The 19,545-nt window shown below is 72.5% G+C and carries 19 protein-coding genes and 2 tRNA genes; 14 read left to right on the top strand and 7 right to left on the bottom strand.

Annotated elements, in window-relative coordinates; translation table 11 throughout:
- Positions 1-28 precede the first annotated feature (28 nt).
- The 8 genes from rph to ACWHYA_RS01195 all read left to right on the top strand — a co-directional run bounded on the left by rph (position 29) and on the right by ACWHYA_RS01195 (position 9,812).
- Complete coding sequence (gene rph, locus ACWHYA_RS01230) at positions 29-829, top strand: ribonuclease PH (RefSeq protein ID WP_425939640.1); 801 nt, start codon at positions 29-31, stop codon at positions 827-829.
- Positions 823-1,479 (top strand): RdgB/HAM1 family non-canonical purine NTP pyrophosphatase, encoded by a 657-nt coding sequence (rdgB, locus tag ACWHYA_RS01225; RefSeq protein ID WP_425940029.1) that lies wholly within the window; start codon positions 823-825, stop codon positions 1,477-1,479. Before rph ends, rdgB begins: the two co-directional genes overlap by 7 nt.
- Positions 1,480-1,538: 59 nt before the next feature.
- Positions 1,539-4,601, top strand: coding sequence for an ATP-binding protein (locus ACWHYA_RS01220; RefSeq protein WP_425939641.1), 3,063 nt, complete (start codon positions 1,539-1,541; stop codon positions 4,599-4,601).
- 101 nt (positions 4,602-4,702) lie between these two features.
- Complete coding sequence (locus ACWHYA_RS01215) at positions 4,703-6,115, top strand: FAD-binding oxidoreductase (RefSeq protein WP_425939643.1); 1,413 nt, start codon at positions 4,703-4,705, stop codon at positions 6,113-6,115.
- A 78-nt stretch (positions 6,116-6,193) separates the two neighbouring features.
- Positions 6,194-6,742 (top strand): cupin domain-containing protein, encoded by a 549-nt coding sequence (locus ACWHYA_RS01210; RefSeq protein ID WP_425939645.1) that lies wholly within the window; start codon positions 6,194-6,196, stop codon positions 6,740-6,742.
- 126 nt (positions 6,743-6,868) lie between these two features.
- A complete protein-coding gene (thrC, locus tag ACWHYA_RS01205; RefSeq protein WP_425939647.1) occupies positions 6,869-7,963 on the top strand; it encodes a threonine synthase in 1,095 nt (364 codons plus the stop codon).
- Positions 7,963-8,946 (top strand): homoserine kinase, encoded by a 984-nt coding sequence (locus tag ACWHYA_RS01200; protein ID WP_425939649.1) that lies wholly within the window; start codon positions 7,963-7,965, stop codon positions 8,944-8,946. Before thrC ends, ACWHYA_RS01200 begins: the two co-directional genes overlap by 1 nt.
- Positions 8,943-9,812 carry a PhzF family phenazine biosynthesis protein gene (locus ACWHYA_RS01195; protein WP_425939651.1) on the top strand — a complete coding sequence of 290 codons (870 nt, stop codon included), beginning with the start codon at positions 8,943-8,945 and terminating at the stop codon, positions 9,810-9,812. The genes ACWHYA_RS01200 and ACWHYA_RS01195 overlap by 4 nt, the downstream gene beginning before the upstream one ends.
- A 26-nt stretch (positions 9,813-9,838) precedes the next feature.
- Here ACWHYA_RS01195 and ACWHYA_RS01190 read toward each other — a convergent pair.
- Both ACWHYA_RS01190 and bcp read right to left on the bottom strand, forming a co-directional pair.
- A tRNA-Leu gene (locus ACWHYA_RS01190) sits at positions 9,839-9,918 on the bottom strand.
- A gap of 58 nt (positions 9,919-9,976) precedes the next feature.
- Positions 9,977-10,450 carry a thioredoxin-dependent thiol peroxidase gene (bcp, locus tag ACWHYA_RS01185; protein ID WP_425939652.1) on the bottom strand — a complete coding sequence of 158 codons (474 nt, stop codon included), beginning with the start codon at positions 10,448-10,450 and terminating at the stop codon, positions 9,977-9,979.
- A gap of 59 nt (positions 10,451-10,509) precedes the next feature.
- Here bcp and ACWHYA_RS01180 point away from each other — a divergent pair, with 59 nt between their 5' ends.
- From ACWHYA_RS01180 to ACWHYA_RS01170, 3 genes are read left to right on the top strand one after another with little or no spacing between them, the layout of a single operon-like run.
- Positions 10,510-10,821, top strand: a complete 312-nt coding sequence (locus ACWHYA_RS01180; RefSeq protein ID WP_448095490.1) for a DUF3618 domain-containing protein — start codon at positions 10,510-10,512, stop codon at positions 10,819-10,821.
- Between the two features lie 39 nt (positions 10,822-10,860).
- Positions 10,861-11,844, top strand: coding sequence for a magnesium/cobalt transporter CorA (gene corA, locus ACWHYA_RS01175; protein ID WP_425939656.1), 984 nt, complete (start codon positions 10,861-10,863; stop codon positions 11,842-11,844).
- A 13-nt stretch (positions 11,845-11,857) separates the two neighbouring features.
- Positions 11,858-12,760, top strand: a complete 903-nt coding sequence (locus ACWHYA_RS01170) for an alpha/beta fold hydrolase (protein ID WP_425939658.1) — start codon at positions 11,858-11,860, stop codon at positions 12,758-12,760.
- Positions 12,761-12,762: 2 nt separating this feature from the next.
- On the opposite strand, the gene ACWHYA_RS01165 is transcribed toward ACWHYA_RS01170, so the two are convergent.
- Complete coding sequence (locus ACWHYA_RS01165; protein WP_425939660.1) at positions 12,763-13,953, bottom strand: glycine C-acetyltransferase; 1,191 nt, start codon at positions 13,951-13,953, stop codon at positions 12,763-12,765.
- Between the two features lie 10 nt (positions 13,954-13,963).
- Complete coding sequence (tdh, locus tag ACWHYA_RS01160) at positions 13,964-15,016, bottom strand: L-threonine 3-dehydrogenase (RefSeq protein ID WP_425939662.1); 1,053 nt, start codon at positions 15,014-15,016, stop codon at positions 13,964-13,966.
- Positions 15,017-15,114: 98 nt separating this feature from the next.
- On the opposite strand from tdh, the gene ACWHYA_RS01155 reads away from it, so the two are divergent.
- Positions 15,115-15,187, top strand: a tRNA-Lys gene (locus tag ACWHYA_RS01155).
- Positions 15,188-15,289: 102 nt separating this feature from the next.
- Entirely contained in the window at positions 15,290-16,417 is a 1,128-nt protein-coding gene (locus ACWHYA_RS01150; protein ID WP_425939664.1) for a YihY/virulence factor BrkB family protein, read from the top strand.
- A 523-nt stretch (positions 16,418-16,940) separates the two neighbouring features.
- Here ACWHYA_RS01150 and ACWHYA_RS01145 read toward each other — a convergent pair.
- The 3 genes from ACWHYA_RS01145 to ACWHYA_RS01135 are packed head-to-tail and all read right to left on the bottom strand — an operon-like array spanning position 16,941 to position 18,819.
- Positions 16,941-17,558, bottom strand: a complete 618-nt coding sequence (locus ACWHYA_RS01145; protein ID WP_425939666.1) for a peroxiredoxin family protein — start codon at positions 17,556-17,558, stop codon at positions 16,941-16,943.
- 9 nt (positions 17,559-17,567) lie between these two features.
- Positions 17,568-18,545, bottom strand: a complete 978-nt coding sequence (locus ACWHYA_RS01140; protein WP_425939668.1) for a cytochrome c biogenesis CcdA family protein — start codon at positions 18,543-18,545, stop codon at positions 17,568-17,570.
- Position 18,546: 1 nt separating this feature from the next.
- Positions 18,547-18,819: a thioredoxin family protein gene (locus ACWHYA_RS01135; RefSeq protein WP_158288593.1), complete on the bottom strand. Its 273-nt coding sequence runs from the start codon at positions 18,817-18,819 to the stop codon at positions 18,547-18,549.
- Positions 18,820-19,255: 436 nt separating this feature from the next.
- On the opposite strand from ACWHYA_RS01135, the gene ACWHYA_RS01130 reads away from it, so the two are divergent.
- On the top strand, positions 19,256-19,471 hold the full coding sequence (locus ACWHYA_RS01130) for a hypothetical protein (RefSeq protein ID WP_134772568.1): 216 nt from the start codon (positions 19,256-19,258) through the stop codon (positions 19,469-19,471).
- Positions 19,472-19,545: the final 74 nt, after the last annotated feature.

Raw genomic sequence — 19,545 nt, 5'->3', positions numbered from 1 at the left:
CGTTCCCGCGACGGCCTACGCTGGCTCCATGACCACCGGAACCCGCCACGACGGCCGCGCCCCCGACGAGCTGCGGGAGATCAGGATCACCCGCAACTGGCTCGACCACGCCGAGGGCAGCGTGCTCGTGGAGTTCGGAAAGACCCGCGTGCTGTGCGCCGCGTCGTTCACCCAGGGCGTCCCGCGCTGGCGCAAGGGCAGCGGCAAGGGCTGGACCACGGCGGAGTACGCCATGCTGCCGCGGGCCACGCACACCCGCTCCGACCGTGAGTCGGTCAAGGGCCGGATCGGGGGCCGCACGCACGAGATCAGCAGGTTGATCGGGCGCTCCCTGCGCGCGGTGGTCGACCTCGGCGCCCTGGGTGAGAACACGATCCAGATCGACTGCGACGTCCTGCAGGCCGACGGCGGGACCCGCACCGCGGCCATCACGGGTGCCTTCGTGGCGCTCGTGGACGCCGTCGAGTCGGCCCGCAGCCAGGGCCTCATCAAGGCCACGGCCGAGCCGGTCGTGGGGTCCATCTGCGCGGTCAGCGTCGGCGTGGTGGACGGTGAACCCGTCCTGGACCTGGACTACGAGGAGGACGCGACCGCAGACACCGACATGAACGTCGTGATGACCGGCGACGGCCGCTACGTCGAGGTCCAGGGCACCGCTGAGGGGGTCCCCTTCGACCGCGAGCTGCTCGACGCGCTGCTGGACGTCGCCGCCGAGGGCTGCGCCGAGCTGACGGCCCGGCAGCAGGCGGCGTTCGGGGCCGACGACATGGGCGGGTCGGACTCCCACGAGGCCGGGGCCGACGTCGACCAGGGCCCTCCGACCTGGTGAGCGGTCCGGAGCGTCGCCTCGTCCTGGCGACCCGCAACGGGCACAAGGTCGTCGAGCTGCGCGAGATCCTGCGCGACGCCCTGGACCGGACCGGCCTGGAACTGGTCGGGCTGGACGCCTTCGAGGGGCTGGCCGACGTCGTCGAGTCGGGGGTCACGTTCGCGGAGAACGCCCTGCTGAAGGCCCGGTATGCCGCCTCCGCCACCGGGCTCCCGGCGCTCGCCGACGACTCCGGGCTGGCCGTGGACGTCCTGGGCGGGTCCCCTGGCGTGTTCTCCGCGCGCTGGGCCGGGCCGCTGGCCCGCTCTGCCGGCATCCCGGTCGACGAGGCCAACAACCAGCTCCTGCTCGCGCAGCTGGCCGACGTGCCCGACGAGCACCGGGCGGCGGGGTTCGTGTGCGCCGCCGCGTTGGTGCTCCCCGGGGAGCGCTCGGGCACGAGCGGTCACCACGTGGTGAGGGAGGGTCACTGCCGCGGTGTCCTGGGCCGGGAGCCGGTGGGGGACAACGGTTTCGGCTACGATCCTCTGCTGGTGCGCCCCGACGGTCGCACGCTCGCCGAGCACTCGGCGCAGGAGAAGAACGCCGTCAGTCACCGGGGCGAGGCCTTCCGGGCCCTGGCTCAGGACGTCGAGACCCTCCTGGCATAGCCCGGCCGCCGCAGCGGGGGTCTGTCGGGTTCGGCCGCGGCGTGGCAGGGTGGGGTGGTATGCGTGTCCTGCTCCTGGGGGAGCGGGCCGTCGTCCCCGAGGACGGTGACCCGGTGACCTCGCTGCGGGCCGTCTCGCTCATCGCCTACCTGGCGGCGCACGCCGAGATCCCGCAGCACAGGGCGGCGGTGGCGGCCGCCCTGTGGCCGGACACCCCGAGCGCCCAGGCACTGACCAATCTGCGTCGCGAGCTGCACCACCTGCGTCGCCACCTGGCTGAGAACGCTTGCCTGGAGGTGGGCTCGACCCACCTCACCTGGCACGACAGCCCGGGATGCCCGGTGGACCTGGTCGAGCTGCGTCGGACCCGCCGGGTGCTGGTGCTCGCGGGGGACGACTCCAGCACCTCGGAGGAGGCTCTTGCCGCGCACGGCCGCGCGCTGCTGTCCCTCTACCGGGGGGAGCTGCTGCCTGGGGTGGACCAGTCGTGGGCGGTCGACCTGCGGGAGCAGGTGGAACGGGAGTTCGTCGACGCGTGTGACGCCTTGGTCGCGGCGGGAGCCGTGTCGTCCCCTTCCTCGCCCCTGCAGGCGCCGGCGCTGGACGCGGCGCGACGGCGCGTGGGGCTGCGTCCGCTCGAGGAGCGCGGCCATCTCGCGCTGATCGACCTGCTGCGCCGCCGCGGCGACCTGCCCGGGGCGCTGGAGGCGTACCACCGGTGCGTCCGGGTGCTGCGGGAGGAGCTGGGGGTGGATCCGGCACCGCCCACCAGGGCTCTGCTGGAGGAGCTGCTCGACCAGGACGAGGCCGCCGGCGGAAGCGGTGCTGCCGACCGCCGACCGGACCGTCGCGCGATGCAGGGCCGCACCTCCGGGACGGCATGTGCGGAGAGTTGGGAGGATCCGGACCCCATGGTGGGGCGGCGGCAGGAGCTGGCGGTGCTCAGCGCCGAGCTGGACGCCGCCCTGGCCGGTGGGCTCAGAGTTGCCGTCGTCCACGGTGAGGCCGGGTCGGGGAAGAGCCGGATGGTGGAGGAGCTGCTCGGGTGGGCTCACGACCGCGGCCTGCGCACGGCGGTCGGGGGCGGCCACGAGATGGCCGGCGCCGTCGCGCTCGCCCCGGTCCTCGACTGGCTGGGTGGGGACGGGTTCGGGGTCCGGGAGGACTCCGAGGAAAGGGATCAGGCCCGTGCCTGGGGTCGGCTCATGTTTGTCCGCGACCTCGCGCACCAGGTCGCGACGATCGCTCCCGGGATGCTGGTCCTGGAGGACGTCCAGTGGGTCGATCACGACACCCTGGACCTGGTCTCCGCGCTCGCCCGTTGGGAGGCGGAGGCGCCGCTCCTCCTCGTGGTCACGGCACGCTCGAGCGCCCTCGAAGAGCGGACCGACCTGAGCCGGTGGGTGACGGGCCTGCAGGCTCCCGTCAGCAGCGTCCGGACCGGGCCCCTGTCCCTGGGCGACGGAGCCGTCCTGCTGCGCCGCCACGGTGACCCGGGGTGGGACGACGGACGCTGCTCGGACCTGCACTCCGCCACCGGCGGTTTCCCCCTGCACCTGACCGAGGTGGCCCGGCTCGTGGCCCGGCACGAGCGGATCGGCGCACACCCCTCGACACACCTGCCGCCCGGGGGTCTGAGCGGAGTGCTCGCCTCGCGCCTCACCTCACTCAGTGAAGCAGCTCAGCAGCTCGCCGGTGTCGCGGCAGCCGTGGGCCGGTCGGCCCCGCTGGCGCTGCTGCGTCTGGCCGGCGGCCTGGAGGACACGGCCACGGTGCGGGCCGTCGACGAGCTGTGCCGGGCGGCCGTGCTGGCCGAGCGCAGCGGGGGGTACGACTTCGTCCACGACCTGGTGCGGGATGCCGCCTACGAGCTGCAGCCGCCCGCCCTGCGCGCGCTGCTGCACCTGCGCGTGGGCGAAGCGCTCGAGGAGCTGCACGGCGCGCACCTGGACGACGTCTCGGCCCTGCTGGGTGAGCAGTTCTCCCGGGCGGGCCTGCCCGAACGGGCGGTCGGCCACCTGCGGTCGGCTGCCCGTGGGGCCCAGCGCGTGTTCGCCGCCGACCGGTGCATCGAGCTGCTCCGGGCCGCCGTGGCCCAGCTGCGGTCCCTGCCCCCCGGCCCGGCGCGCGACGCCGAGGAGCTGGAGTGCCTGCACGACCTGGCCGCGGTGCTCAACGCCCGCGACGGCTGGACCGCGCCCTCGTTGCGCTCCACCCTGGAGCGCGCGCAAGAACTGGCAGAGCGCCTGCACGACGACCCGGCGCTGGCCGACGTGCTGACCAGCCTGTGGGGCACCGAGTACGTCGGCGGGGCCAACAGGGCGGCCCTGGCGGCGGCACGGGCGGCGCAGACCGCCGCGCTGCGCACCGGCGACCGGGCCCGGGCGGCCGTGGGGCGGTTCGCGGTCGGCGCGACCCTGCTGCAGATGGGGCGCCCGCGGGAGGGTCTGGCCGAGCTGGAGGGGGCGATCGCGGTCGACATGTCCGCCCTCCGGCTGGCGATCGGCTCCCGGCCCGAGGTGCACGCCCGTGCCTGGGCCGCGCACGCCCACGCCCTGATCGCCGATTCCGCGAGCGCTGGGTCACTGAGCGGGGAGGCGCTCGAGCGGGCAGGGACCCACCCCTACGACCGGGCGCTGGCGCTCGCCTACGCGGCCGTCACCGCCCACCTCCTGGGCGACCGCGACGGACTCGGGTCGTTGGTGGACGAGCTCGCGCACCAGTGCGCGCGGTACGAGCTGGGCTACTACGGCAGCTGGGGGGAGGCGCTGCACGGCTGGCTGGAGGGCGGCCCGGACGGAGCCGTCCAGGTCCGCCGGGCCATCAGCGAGCTGCGGGCCACGGGAGCGGGTGCCCGGTCGAGCTACTTCCTGTGCCTGCTGGCCGACGCGCTCGAGGACCCCCCGGAGGCGCGTGCCGTGCTCGACGCGGCCGCCGCGACCGCCCGGGCCCAGGAGGACCTGTGGTGGTTGCCGGAGATCGAGCGGCGGCGCGCGCTGCTCCGGCCGGAGGGGGAGCGCCGCCCCCACCTCGAGACCGCCCTCGACCAGGCGCTCGATCAGGAGAGCTCCCTGCTCGTCGAGCGCTGCCGACGGTCGCTGTCAGCACTGCCCGGCGACTGAGGGACGTCGGACGAACGCTGGGCGAACGCTGCCCTCCCTAGCGTCGCACGTGGGCACGTCCGACCGACCCGGTCGGCCCCCGACCCGTCCGGGAGGACACCATGACCGCGACCCAGACCGCCGTTCCGCTGCACACCCTCGCCCCGCTGCTGCGCGGCACGGTGGTCCTCCCCGCGGACGCGGAGTACGACGCTGCCCGGGCCGTGCACAACGGCATGATCGACCGTCACCCCGCGGTGATCGCCCGGTGCGTCGACGAGGTCGACGTCGGCCGGGCGGTCCTCTTCGCCCGGGAGCACGCGCTTCCGGTCGCCGTCCGTGGGGGCGGGCACAACGCGGGCGGGCTGGGCGTCTGGGACGACGCGCTCGTCGTCGACCTGTCCGGCCTGCGTGGCGTCCACCTGGACCGGACTGACGGCACCGTCCTCGTGCAGGGCGGTGCCACCTGGGGCGACGTGGACCACGTGACCGTTCCGGCCGGTCGGGCCGTTCCGTCGGGGCTGGTGAGCACCACGGGGGTCGGCGGCCTGACGCTCGGGGGCGGCATCGGCTATCTCTCCCGCCGCTACGGTCTGACGGTCGACAACCTCCTCCAGGCCCAGGTCGTGCTGGCCGACGGGTCGCTGGTCACCACCTCCGAGGAGGAGCACCCCGACCTGTTCTGGGCGCTGCGCGGCGGTGGCGGCAACTTCGGTGTGGTCACCAGCTTCCGCTTCCGGTCCCACCCCGTGGGGGAGGACGGCGTGATCCTCGGCGGCCCGGTGCTCTACGACTCGGCGGACGCCGGCGCGGTGATGCGGTGGTACCGCGAGGTGCTCCCCGCCCTTCCCGAGGAGATCAGCGGCTGGCTGGGGATGCTGCGGGTCCCCCCGGGACCACCGTTCCCCGAGGGGCTCTGGGACCGTCCCGTCTGCGGCATCGTCTGGTGCTGGACGGGGGCGCACGACCGGGGCCAGGAGGTGCTCGACGAGCTGGCCACCTTCGGGGAGCCGCTCCTCGTCGGCCTGCACGAGATGCCGTTCAGCCAGCTGCAGAGCGCCTTCGACGGCCTCTACCCGCCGGGCTACCAGTGGTACTGGAAGGCCGACTTCTACGACCGGATCACGGACGAGGCGGTCGAGACGCACCGGCAGCACGGCAGCCGTCCCCCCACCGCCCTGTCGACCATGCACCTCTACCCCGTCGACGGTGCCGTCACGAGGGTGGCCGAGGACGCCACCGCCTTTCCCCACCGCTCCGGCGGCTGGGCCGGCGTGATCGTGGGGATCGACCCCGACCCCGCCAACCGGGAGCTGATCACCCGGTGGAGCCGGGACTACTGGGAGGCGCTGCGCCCCTCGGCGGCCGGCGGTGCCTACGTCAACTTCCTCATGGAGGAGGGGGATGACCGGGTCCGGGCCGCCTACCGCAGCAACTACGACCGCCTCGCGCGTGTCAAGGCGCGCTACGACCCGGAGAACGTCTTCCGGGTCAACCAGAACATCCCCCCGGCGACGGGGGAGACGTCCCGGTGACGGGGCAGCTCCTGCCGCAGGGGCAGGAGCCCGGACGGCCCGGGACCGGGCCGGAGCAGCACGAAGGAAGGATCGACCATGCAGACCACCCAGCAGACCGGTCGTCGGCGCACCGCCGGCGTCGCCGCCGTGGCCCTGGCCGCCTCCGCGGGTCTGGCCTCCCTGGGCGCCGCCGGGGCGTCGGCCGACGACCCGGGGGCCTCGGCCGTCAGCACGGGGCCGGAGGTCACGGTCCTGGCGGGGCGGGCGGACTTCCCCGACGACATCGACGTCAGGATCAAGCGCTCGCTGGACGGAGGGCCCACCGAGGTGCTCAACCTCAAGGACCCGGGGGACATCATCGTGGCCCGGGTCGACCTGGCCCCGGGGGCAGCCTTCCCGTGGCACACCCACCCGGGACCGGTCGTCGTCTCCGTCGCGCAGGGGCAGCTGACGTACCAGCAGAGCACCGACTGCGTCGAACGGCTCTACGACGCCGACGAGGCGTTCGTGGACCCCGGCAACATCGTGCACACGGCGTGGAACGCGGGCAGCACCGACATCGTGCTGTACGCGACCTTCTACGACGTGCCCGCCGGGGTGCCGCCCACGATCCCGGAGGACCGTCAGGACGGGTGGTGCGACTGAGGGACCGAGCACGCGAGCCGGGAGGGGCCGGACGGGCGCATGGGCCCGCCCGGCCCTCGTCCGGACCACGCCCGCGCACGGCATACCCTTGTGCTGCCCCCTCCCCAGGACCCTCGAGGACAGCCCATGGCGCACCAGTGGCGCGGCGTGATCGCCGAGTACGCCGACCGACTCCCCGCGACGGTCACCGAGACCGTCGTCACCCTGCGCGAGGGCGGCACCCCGCTCATCCCCGCCGAGCACCTCTCCGAGCTGGTGGGAGCGCAGGTGCACGTGAAGTACGAGGGGCTCAACCCCACGGGCTCCTTCAAGGACCGGGGCATGACCGCGGCGATCAGCGACGCCGCACGCCAGGGGGCCAGGGCGGTCATCTGCGCCTCGACCGGCAACACCTCCGCCAGTGCGGCGGCCTACGCGACCAAGGCCGGGATGACCTGCGGCGTGCTGGTCCCCGAGGGCAAGATCGCGATGGGCAAGCTCTCCCAGGCGATCGCGCACGGCGCCACCCTGATCCAGGTCGACGGCAACTTCGACGACTGCCTGACCGTGGCCCGCAAGCTCGCCGAGGCCTACCCGGTCGAGCTGGTCAACAGCGTCAACCCCGCCCGGATCGAGGGGCAGAAGACCGCCGCCTTCGAGGTCGTCGACGCCCTGGGGGACGCCCCCGAGATCCACTGCCTGCCCGTCGGCAACGCCGGCAACATCACCGCCTACTGGCGGGGCTACACCGAGTACGCCGACCCCACCGCCCCTGGTGCTGACGGCACCGCGCCGGCCACCCGGAGGCCGCGGATGTTCGGTTTCCAGGCCGCCGGGTCCGCCCCGATCGTGCTGGGCCACCCGGTCGACCACCCCGAGACCATCGCCACCGCGATCCGGATCGGCAACCCCGCGTCCTGGGCGCAGGCCGAGGCGGCGCGGGACGAGTCCGGAGGGCTCATCGACAGCGTCACCGACGAGGAGATCCTCGCCGCGCACCGCCTGCTGTCCGCGCGGGAGGGGATCTTCGTGGAGCCCGCCTCGGCGGCGTCCGTCGCCGGGCTGCTCAAGGCGCACGCGGCCGGGCTCGTGCCGGCCGGGTCCACCGTCGTGTGCACGGTGACCGGCCACGGGCTGAAGGACCCGCAGTGGGCCCTCAAGGGGGCCGACGGTTCCGACGTCGACCCGGTGCGGGTTCCGGTCGACGTGGTGAGCGCCGCCCGCGCGCTCGAGCTGGAGTGATGGGCGCGCTGACCCCGGGGTCGACGGTGCGCGTCTCGGTCCCCGCGAGCACCGCCAACCTCGGTCCCGGGTTCGACGCCGTCGGTCTGGGGCTGGGGATCCGCGACGGGTATGCCGTGCAGGTGCTGCCCGCGGGCGCGGGCCTGGAGGTGGTGCTCGAGGGGGAGGGTGCCCAGGACCTGCCCGCCGACGGGCGTCACCTGGTCGCCCGCCACCTGCGGGAGGCCGTGGAGACCAGCGGGCACGGGTGGCTGGAGGGGTACGGGCTGCGGCTGACCTGCCGCAACCGGATCCCCATGTCCGCCGGCCTGGGGTCGTCGGCCACGGCCATCGTGGGCGGCCTGGGGCTGGGGTTCGCGCTGGCCAGGGGCGGTGAGCTCACCGAGGCCGACCTGGCGCTGGTGAACACGCACGCCGGGATCGCCGAGGGGCACCCGGACAACTCCTCGGCCTCGGTCTACGGGGGATTGACGGTCTCGTGGATGCCGAGCGCCGCGGTCGTGCGGACCGCGCGACCGGTGCCCCACCCGGACCTGGTGCCCGTCGTGCTCGTCCCCCGGGACACCCGGGTGGACACCGCCACGGCCCGCGCGGTGCTGGGGCCCCAGGTCCCTCGCCCGGACGCCGTGCGGCAGGCCGGGCGGGCCGCGCTGCTCGTGCACGCGCTGACCGCTGACCCGTCGGTGCTCCTCGACGCGACGCAGGACTGGCTGCACCAGGAGCAGCGACGGGACGTCTACCCGGTGACGATGGCGGCCGTCGACACGCTGCGCTCGCAGGGGCACGCCGCCGTCGTCTCCGGTGCGGGACCGACGGTGCTGTGCCTGACCACGACCGACCTGGTCGACGTGGTCGTGGCCGAGGCGCGCTCGTGGGGCCGGGGATGGAAGGTGCGCACGCCCGGCGTGGCCAGGCACGGCCTGACCGTCGTCGACCCGCCCGGCGCCGGAGCGGACACGGACCGGGAGGGAGCCCGGTGGTGACGGGTCCGCGGACCGGGGCCGGCCAGCGCCGGTTCAGCCAGGTCGACGTCTTCAGTGCCCACGGGCTGCGGGGCAACCCGTTGGCCGTCGTGCACGACGCAGACGGGCTGGACGAGGAGACCCTGGCGCAGTTCGCCCGGTGGACCAACCTGTCCGAGACCACCTTCCTGCTGCCGCCGACGGACCCGGCGGCCGACTACCGCGTGCGCATCTTCACGACCGGGGGCGAGCTGCCCTTCGCCGGGCATCCCACGCTCGGCAGCGCGCACGCGTGGCTCGAGGCCGGTGGCACCCCAGGCCGACCGGACGTGGTCGTGCAGGAGTGCGGCCTCGGTCTGGTGACGGTCCGTCGGGGGGAGCGGCTGGCGTTCGCCGCCCCGCCCCTGATCAGGGCTGGGGACGTCGAGCCCGCCCGGGCCCGGGAGATCCTGGCCGCACTGGACCTCGACCCCGCCCGGGTGCGTGGGATGGCGTGGATCGACAACGGCCCGGGCTGGATCGGCCTCGAGCTGGCGTCGGCGGAGGAGGTGCTCGCGGTCGAGCCGGTCCCGGCGCTCGCCGGCCTGCTCAAGGTCGGGCTGGTCGGGCGGTGGGCGGACCCCGGCACGGCCGGGAAGGACGTGGAGGTCCGGGCCTTCTACGGCGACGGCACGGACTTCGGGGAGGACCCCGTGACCGGGAGCCTCAACGCGGGGCTGGCCCAGTGGCTCGTCGGCTCGGGCCGGCTGCCGGACCGCTACGTGGCCGGTCAGGGAGTGCGGCGCCACCGTGACGGCCGGGTGCACGTCGAGCGGCGCGACGGGCAGGTCTGGGTCGGTGGCGACACGGTCACGACCGTCTCCGGCACGGTCCGGCTGCCCGGCTGAGCTTCGCCGCACCCCTCTCGCGTCGGTGCGCCCGGCGGGACTCGAACCCGCACGCCGGAGCACAGGAACCTAAATCCTGCGTGTCTACCAGTTCCACCACGAGCGCGCGGGGACAGCCTAACGGTGGGGCCCCGGCCAGGGGCCGGGGCCGGTGCGCGGGGGGGTCAGCCCAGCTCGACCCCCAGCTGCCTGGCCAGCATGGCGACGTGCCCCTTGGCCTTGACGTTGTAGCGGGCCAGCTCGATCCGGCCCTCCTCGTCGATCACGAACGTGGAGCGGATGACACCCATGACGGTGCGGCCGTAGTTCTGCTTCTCCCCGTAGGCACCGTAGGCGGTGAGCACCTCCTTGGACTCGTCGGCGACGAGCGGGAAGGTCAGCCCCTCCTGCTCGGCGAACCGCGCAAGCTTGTCGGGGGAGTCCGGCGAGATCCCGACGACGGCGTACCCGGCCTTCTCGAACACGCCGAGGTTGTCCCGGAAGTCGCACGCCTGGGTGGTGCACCCCGGGGTCATCGCCGCGGGGTAGACGTAGAGCACCACCTTGCGACCGGCGAGGTCGGAGAGGCTCAGCTGTCCGCCGTCGGCGGTGGGGAGGGTCCAGGCGGGAGCCGGCCGGCCGGCGTCGAGACGGGTCATGACGTGCACCTCCGAGATTCGGGAACAGGGGTTCTGAGTTATCGTCTCAGGTGATCAGCATGCCCACCCACACCAGGATGAGGACGACGCACATGGCCGACAAGAAGTCCGCGCGCTCCCCCAAGGAGATCGAGGCCGACATCGCGGCGACCCGCAGCCGGATGTCCCGCACCGTCGACGAGCTCACCTACCGGGTGAATCCTCAGACCCTCAAGGCCAACGCGGTCGCCTCCCTCAAGGGCAGGGCGAACGACGCGGCCTTCCAGGCCGACGGCACCCCCCGCTACGACCGCCTCGCGATCACCCTCGGCGGCGTCTCGGGCAGCGCACTGCTCCTGGGCGTGCTGCGCCGCACCTTCAACAAGGGCTGAGCATCGGGTGGGCCGGCCTGCCGTCGGCGGGGGCGTGCGGTGATCGTCGACCAGGCGGTCTACCGGTCGGGGGACCGGCACCCCTGCGGTGATCTCAGCGAGGAGCTGGCGGCCCTGCGCCAGGAGCACCGGCCCGACACCGACTTCCTCTGGGTGGGTCTGAAGGACCCCACCGCCGAGGAGTTCGACGTGGTCCGGCAGGAGCTGCAGCTCCACCCGCTGGCGGTGGAGGACGTGCTCCATGGCGACCAGCGCGCGAAGGTGGAGAGCTACGACGGCACCGTCTTCGCGGTCGTGAAGACCCTGCGCTACGTCGAGGCCACCTCCGACATCGAGACCGGCGAGGTCATGGCCGTCATCGGCGACCACTTCGTCGTCACGCTGCGCCACGGGGACGCTGCCCCGCTGCACAGCGTGCGAGCCCGGCTCGAGCGGCACGAGCAGCAGCTGCTGCGGGAGGGGCCCCTGGCCGTCCTCCACGCCCTGCTCGACAAGGTGGTCGACACCTACCGCGAGATCGACGTGGAGGTCAGCCAGGACCTGGAGGAGATCGAGCGCGACGTCTTCGGCGGGGGCAACCGCACGCACTCCAGCACGATCTACCGCCTCAAGCGCGAGGTGCTGGAGTTCCGGCGCGCCGCGCTGCCGCTGCGGGTCCCCCTCGCGATGCTGAGCGAGCCGGACGGGCCCGTGCGCTCCTCCGAGCTTCAGCTGCACTTCCGGGACGTGGCCGACCACCTCGACACCACCCTCGCCAGCATCGACAGCTACGACGCGCTCCTGTCCGACGTGCTCTCGGCGCACCTGTCCCAGATCGGGGTGCAGCAGAACGCCGACATGCGCCAGATCTCGGCGTGGGCCGCGATGATCGCCGTCCCCACCCTCATCGCCGGGATCTACGGCATGAACTTCGACCACATGCCCGAGCTGCACTGGGTGCTCGGGTACCCCCTGGCCGTGGTGCTCATGGCCACGGCCGTGCTGCTGCTGCGCCGGTCCTTCAAGCGGTCCGGCTGGCTCTGAGACACTGGGTCCCGTGACCACCAGCACGGACAGCACGCCGACCACCGCGAGCGGGATCGCCTACCGCGTGCAGGGCGCGCCGGACGGCATCCCCGTCGTGGCGCTGCACGGCACCCCCGGTTCCCGCTTCAGCGCGACCCCGGCCCGGGACGCCCTGCACGCGCTGGGACTGCGGGTGCTCACCCTCGACAGGCCGGGGTATGGCGACACGCCCGGCGGCGAGGCCCGCCCGGCCAGGGAGCTGGCCCAGGACGTGCTCGACGTGCTGGCGCACGCCGGTGTGGACGGGCCGGTCGGTCTGCTCGCCGCCGGCGGCGCCACCCCCGCCGCCGTGGCGCTGGCGGCGCTGCACCCGCAGAGGGTGGGCGCCCTGACCCTGGTGTGGCCGCAGGCCCCGGTCGCCGCGGACGCGGGCAGCCCGGCGATGGAGCAGCACGAGTGGCTGCGCGACATGGACGAGCAGCAACGGATGCTGCACTCGCTGGCGCTGCAGGACCCGGTCTTCCTGCGCGACCAGCTCGAGCTGGGACTGGGTGCCTACGCCGGTGCCGAGGGGGTTGTGCTGGACCTGGCCCAGGCGCAGGAGCCGTGGGGCGTCGACCCCGCCGAGGTGCGCGGCCCCGTCGACGTGTGGTGGGGCACCGACTCCGCCGTGAGCCCCGCCGGCCACGCCGCCTGGCTGGCCGACCGGTTCACCCGGGCCCAGGTGCACCGGCACGAGCTGGACGAGCACCAGTGGCACGTGCGCCGGCTGGTCGAGGTGTTCGCCCGGCTGGGGGAGTGGCTGGGTGCCCGGCCACTGACGGACCAGGAGCTGCGGGCGGCCTCGGCCGCCGTCGACACCGACGGCTGCGGGGGCGGTGGGAACGGGGCCCTCGGCGGCTGCGCCTGCGGGGCGGGTGGCTGCGGGGCCTGAGGTCAGCCGACCTTCTCTCGCGCCGAGACGAACGCGGCCACGCAGGCGCGCACGTCCTCCTCGGAGTGGGCGGCGGAGAGCTGGACCCGGATGCGGGCCCTGCCCCGGGGGACGACGGGGTAGGAGAAGGCGATGACGTAGACGCCCTCGGCGAGCATGGCGTCGGCCACCTGGCTGGCGCGGCGGGCGCCGTCCTCGCCGGGGAACATGACCGGGACGATGGGGTGCTCTCCGGGCAGCAGCTCGAAGCCCTCCTCGCTCATGAGCGTGCGGAAGAGCTCGGCGTTGCGGCGCAGGTCCCTGCGCGGCTCGTCGGAGTCGCGGGCCAGCCGCAGCGCGGCCAGTGAGCCGGCGACGACCGAGGGGGCGACCGCGTTGGAGAACAGGTAGGGCCGGGCGCGCTGCTTGAGCAGCTCCACGATCTCGGTGGGGGCCGCGACGAAGCCGCCGGAACCACCGCCGAGCGCCTTGCCCAGGGTTCCGGTGACGACGTCGACGCGGTCCATGACGTCGAAGTGCTCGGGCGTGCCGCGGCCGCCGGCGCCGATGAAGCCGGTGGCGTGGGAGTCGTCGACCATGACCAGGGCGCCGAACTCCTCGGCCAGGTCGCAGATCTGCGGCAGCGGCGCGAGGTAGCCGTCCATCGAGAACGCGCCGTCGGTGACGACCAGGGTCCGTCGGGCTCCCTGGTCGGTGGCGGCCTGCAGCTGGGCGCGCAGGTCGTCCATGTCCCGGTTCTTGTAGCGGTAGCGGCTGGCCTTGCACAACCGCACCCCGTCGATGATCGAGGCGTGGTTGAGCTCGTCGGAGATCACCGCGTCCTCGGCCCCGAGCAGCACCTCGAAGATGCCGCCGTTGGCGTCGAAGCAGGAGGGGAACAGGATCGAGTCCTGCGTGCCGAGGAAGTCGGCGATCTCGCTCTCCAGCTCGCGGTGCTGGGTCTGGGTGCCGCAGATGAAGCGCACCGAGGCCATCCCGAAGCCCCAGTCGTCCAGGGCGGCCCGGGCCGCGTCCACGATCTGCGGGTGGTCGGCCAGGCCCAGGTAGTTGTTGGCGCAGAAGTTCAGCGCCTCGCCCTGGGTCGTGCCGATGTGGGCGGACTGCGGCGTGGTGATCAGCCGCTCGTGCTTGGTGAGCCCGTCGGCCTCGATCGCTTCGAGCTCGGCGCGCAGCTGGTCCTTGACGGCGTACATGGGTTCTCCTTCAGCTCCAGTCCAGAATGACCTTGCCGACCTCGCCGGAGCGGGCCGCGTCGAAGGCGTCCTGCCACTGCTCGGCCGGAAAACGGTGGGTGATGACCGAGCGGACCCGGTCCCGCAGCACCTGCGAGGTCTGCAGCATGGCGGTCATCTTGTACCAGGTCTCGTACATCTCCCGGCCGTAGATGCCCTTGAGCGTGATCATGTGCGTGATCACCTTGCCCCAGTCGATCGCGTAGGGCTCCGAGGGCAGGCCCAGCATCGCCACCCGGGCCCCGTGGGTGCAGTTGTCGATCAGCTCGGCCATCGCCTGCGGGTTGCCGGACATCTCCAGCACCACGTCGAAGCCCTCGGTCATCCCCAGCCGCTCCTGGGCCTCGGCGATCCGTTCCCGCGACACGTCCAGGACCAGGTCCGCGCCCGCCGCGGCGGCCAGCTCCAGCCGGGGGGCGGAGACGTCGGTGACGACCACGTGCCGGGCTCCGGCGTGCCGCACGACCGCCGCGGCCATCACCCCGATCGGGCCGGCCCCGGTGATGAGCACGTCCTCACCCTCCAGCGGGAAGGACAGGGCCGTGTGCACCGCGTTGCCCAGCGGGTCGAACACCGCACCCAGGTCGGGGTCGATGAGGTCCGGCTGCACCCACACGTTGGAGTGCGGCACCACGACGAAGTCGGCGAAGCACCCGTCCCGGTTGACCCCTAGGTTGGAGGTGTTGACGCACATGTGCCGCCGCCCCGCCCGGCAGTTGCGGCAGTGCCCGCACACCACGTGCCCCTCCACCGAGACCCGCTGACCGGGCCGCAGCCCGTACCGCTCGTCCGCCGGCACCCCCTCGCCGACCTCGACGACCTCACCGTAGAACTCGTGCCCCACGACCAGGGGCGGGCGCAGCATCGAGGCCGCCCACTCGTCCCAGCTCTCGATGTGCAGGTCGGTGCCGCACAACCCGGCCCGCAGCACCCGGATCTTCACCTCGCCCAGCCCGGGGGAGGGCTCGGGCACCTCCACCAGCTCCAGACCGGGACCGGGACGGGGCTTGACCAGGGCGCGCATGCGCCCATCCTTGCGTATGCCGTTCCGCGCGCGGGTGCGGGTGCGCCCTCGGCCGTTTTGAGCAGGGGCTGCCCCCGGTGCTAAAGTCGTCGGCTGTCGCGCCTATAGCTCAATTGGCAGAGCAGCTGACTCTTAATCAGCGGGTTCGGGGTTCGAGTCCCTGTGGGCGCACCGCGAGAAGGGCCAGGTCCGCACCGGACCTGGCCCTTCGGCATACCCGAGGGCGGGGCGGACCGACCTGCCGGGGTCGGACCCGCGTGCCACACTGGGCGCGTGAGTGAGACGCAGCACCGGAAGACGATCGAGCGCGACCAACAGGAGGGGGAGTTCGAGCAGGCCGGCGAGCAGGGACCCGACAGCCCCACCGAGCTGGACAAGCCGGACTGGAAGGCGGTGGCCAAACGCGTCTTCGCCGAGTTCGGCGAGGACGGCGGGCCGGACCTGGCCGCCGCGCTGACCTATTTTGCGATCATGTCGCTGGCGCCGATGCTGCTGGCCCTGTCCACGGCGCTGGGCTTCCTCGGTCAGAGCGAGGCGACCCAGACCGCCATCGAGGACCTGGGTGCCGAGCTGGGGCTGCAGGCCGGCACGGTCGACACGGTCGTGAGCTACCTCAACAGCATGGGGGAGGCCGGTGGCGCCGGGATCCTGCTGGTCGTCGGTCTGCTCGGTGCCCTCTGGTCGGCGTCCAACTACGTCAACGCGTTCAGCCGGATGATGAACAACGTCTACGAGGTCGAGGAGGGCCGGCCGGTCTGGAAGCTGCGTCCCTGGCTCGTGGGGCTGACCGTGGTGATCCTCCTGCTGCTCATCACCATCGTGCTGTCGGTGACCCTCTCCGGGACCGTCTCGGAGCTGGTGTTCGGGGCGATCGGTCTCTCCGGGACCGCCACCACGGTGTGGAACATCGCCAAGTGGCCGGTGATCCTGCTCATCCTCGTCGTCATCGTGGCGCTGCTCTACTGGGGCACCCCCAACATCAAGCAGCCCAAGTTCCGCTGGCTCAGCCCGGGTGCGGGTCTGGCCGTGGTCGTGTCGATCCTGGCGGCGGCCGGCTTCGGCTTCTACGTGGCCAACTTCGGCAGCTACAACGAGACCTACGGCGCCATCGGTGGTGTCATCGTCCTGCTGCTGCTGATCTTCATCATCAACAACGTCCTGGTCCTCGGCGCCGAGCTGGACTCCGAGCTGGAGCGCGGCCGGGAGCTGGCCGCCGGGATGGCCGCGGAGGAGACGATCCTGCTGCCCCCGCGTGACAGCAAGGGCACCGAGAAGAAGGCGGAGAAGTCGGCCAAGCTGGTGCGGGAGGCCCGCGAGCTGCGGATGAAGGCCGCCCGGGGGCTGCGGGACTCGGGCAAGAAGTCCGGCCTCCCGGGACGGGGACGCGACCCCAAGGCCTGACGACGACGGAGCGCGCACCACGAGAAGGACCCCCGGGCCGGAGGGCTCGGGGGTCCTTGCGTGTCCTCGTCGAGGACCTCGGGGTGAGTGACGGGAGTATAACCCGCAGTCGCCTGACCTGTGAATATAGGCGAAACGCTCCGAGTGTGCCAGCAGTGTGACAGTTGAGACTGCTACTGACGCCCGTCGCCATGGTGACTGTCACAGCGCACGGCGTGCCCGCTTTCGGGCCAGCAGGATCAAGAGCCACCCTCGACCAGGAGCCGATGCCCTGCGCTTCCCGTCGGTGGCCCGGTCACACTGGCCCCTGCAGCCGACCAGGTTGCGTACCGTCTTGGCGCAAACCCAGCGCCTCCGCCGGCCGTCAGGACCTCAAATCCATGACGTGGACGAGAGTGCTAGCGTCCCAGGCCACGCTTAGATCGGCGTAATCGGCGGCTTTTGGCGCAACCAGTGTCGGAGGGGGCCATGCTGTGTTGGCCAAATGGTGGCCACGATGGACTTTGCACAGCCATTCCCTGGGTCAGGCGGGCAGGTGCTCCTGGACCTGCACGAGCAGGTCGGTCGGTGACAGCCACATGGAGGGGTACTCCCCGTACCAGCGCTGCTGGCCGTCACGGTCGATGAGGACGAAGCTGTGGCCGGGCAGGCCGGCGTGCATGCCCTTGCCCAGGGTGCCGTAGGCGTCGGACACGGTGCCGTCGTCGAGGAGGAACGGTGTGCGCACCCCGTTGCGCTGCATGTCGCGGGTGATCTGGTCGCGGGTGTTCATGACGATGGGCAGGACGGTGAGGTCCAGGTCCGCGAACAGGTCCTCGTCCTTCTCGATCTCGGCCATCTGAACCAGGCAGGACTGGCAACCTGCCCCCTCGTTGAAGTAGAGGAGAACGTTGCTCCCGCGGAACTGCTCCAGGCTGACCACCTGGCCGTCGGTGTCGGTCAGGGCGAAGGTGGGCGCCGGGCGGGTCTGGGCGTCGGAGGCTGGGCGTGAGGTCAGCAGCATGGCCGAGACCACGGTGACCAGTGCCAGGAGCGCGACGCTGACGACGGTGAACCTGCGGCGTCGTCGGCGCTTCTCGGCCTCTTGCTCCTGCGCCTCGATCCTGGCGAGACGGGACTCGCGGGCTGCTCGGGTGGACATGTCTTCTCCTCAGCGGTGCTCTGCGTCGTCGGGGACGGCACCGGTACGCAGCGCCGGCGCGTGGTGGCAGGTGTCGGCGGCGGCGCCGAATCCGGTGGTGTGGTCGTCGGGACCGGGGGGACCCTGGGGGCGGCGGCGGTCTCGCAGGGTGGCGACGACGAAGACGGCCGCCAGCACCATCACGCCCATGCCCAGCAGGGGCTCCGGCAGCGGGGAGACCCACTGCTCGAAGCGGTCGAACAGACCGGCGAGACCCTGGCCGATCTCGACCTGGAACTGCGGGCCGCTGGTCATCGTCCCGGTGCCGGCGAGGTAGATCACGAAGACGCCCATCGCGGTGAAGGTGGCCGCCACCACGATGTTGATCGAGTTGGTGAACAGGACCCGGCCGCCGAGCTGCAGCCGGACGGGGCGTGCCTGTAGGAAGCGTCGCTCCCCCAGGCGGAAGCGGTCCCAGAACAGGGCCATGACGAACAGGGGGGAGACCATCCCGAAGGTGTAGGCAAGACCGAGGGCGAAACCTCCGACGGCGGATCCGGAGAGAGCCGAGAGGGTCATGACCCCGGCCAGGACGGGGGCGCAGCAGCTGCTGGCGATGCCGGAGAACACGCCGAGGCTGAAGAAGCTGAGCCCGTCGCCACTTCGGGTGTCGGGGGCGCGCAGTGATGCGGGGAGGGTGAGCATGCGCCCGGAGATGCTGATTGCGGCGAGTGCCAGCATGAGCGCGCCGCCGGCGTAATACAGCGGGGTGTGGTAGTTCGCGACCGCGGAGGCGACCAGGCCGATGCCCAGGGTGATCGGCACCATGACCAGGCCCAGGCCGGCTGCGAACAGGAAGGTGAGGGGCAGCAGCCGCCACCGCCGGTTCTTGACGGCCGCGGCGAGGTAGCTGGGGGCCAGGAACACGATGCAGCAGGGGGCGAACAGGGCCACCCCTCCTGCCAGGAACGCGGCCAGCACCGAGCCGGTGGTGAGCAGCTCGCCCATCTCAGCTCTCCAGCAGGGTGATCAGCTCGCGGCGCGAGACCCCGCCCTGGCTGAAGAAGGCCCCGTCGACGAGCACCAGCGGGGTGAGCCCGGCCCGGTGCTCCTGCATGAGGTCCTGCCCCTGCGGGGTGCGCGCGTCGAAGGACCTGACCTCGATGAGGTACCCGTCCTCCTCGAGCGCGGCCAGCACGCGGTGCGTCTCGTCGCACGAGTGGCATCCAGGGCTGTCCACGACCTCGATCTGCACGGGTCGGGATGTACTGGTGGTCGTCACGCGTGTTCCTCTCTGCGCCTCAGGCTGGACACGGACCAGCCTCACGTGCCGAGGCAGCGGATCTGCGGCGATCCCATGGAGAATTGATGTGCGGTCCGCAGGTGCCTCCAACCGACCTCCACAAAGTCACAGCACCGCTACCGGCGCCGGCACCGCCTACGGCTGCCAGACGAGTGGGAAGTCCGAGATAGGCAGTCGGCTGCATTCGTGGCTGACCGTAGCTCCTCGTGCAGCGGCCGGACGGCGACCGGAGCTTCCCGCGGCGCGTCGACCATCACCCTGGGCGGGGCCGGACGGGGACGCGGAAAGCGTCCTTGAACCCGATCACGAAGGTTTGATGGAGAAACCTGTCCACGGCCCACCTAACACCGCCGGGGATGTCACGATCGGGTGGTGGCGGCGGATCGTCTGCCACCCATTCATGGAAAGGGAACCGATGCACAAGCTCGTCAAGCTCATGGCTGTCTCCGCACTGGCCGTCCCCGGGCTGCTCCTCGCCGGACCCGCCCAGGCGGACGGCGACAATTCCGCATTCGGCCAGCACGTGCAGATGCACGCCAAGGGCGACATGGGGTTCGACGGCTCGCACAATCCAGGTATGCACCAGGGCAAGTCGGGCTGGGAGCCCCACACGCACCCGATGATGCCCTGACCCTGCCCGCGCACCCTGCACCGCCCTCACCCGGGGCGGTGCAGGCCCGGCACCCCGGACGCTCGAATGGCCGG

The organism is Ornithinimicrobium carbonis (assembly GCF_977012275.1).
Note: the sequence above shows the minus strand (reverse complement) of the source record. Positions and strands in the feature narration are given on the sequence as shown.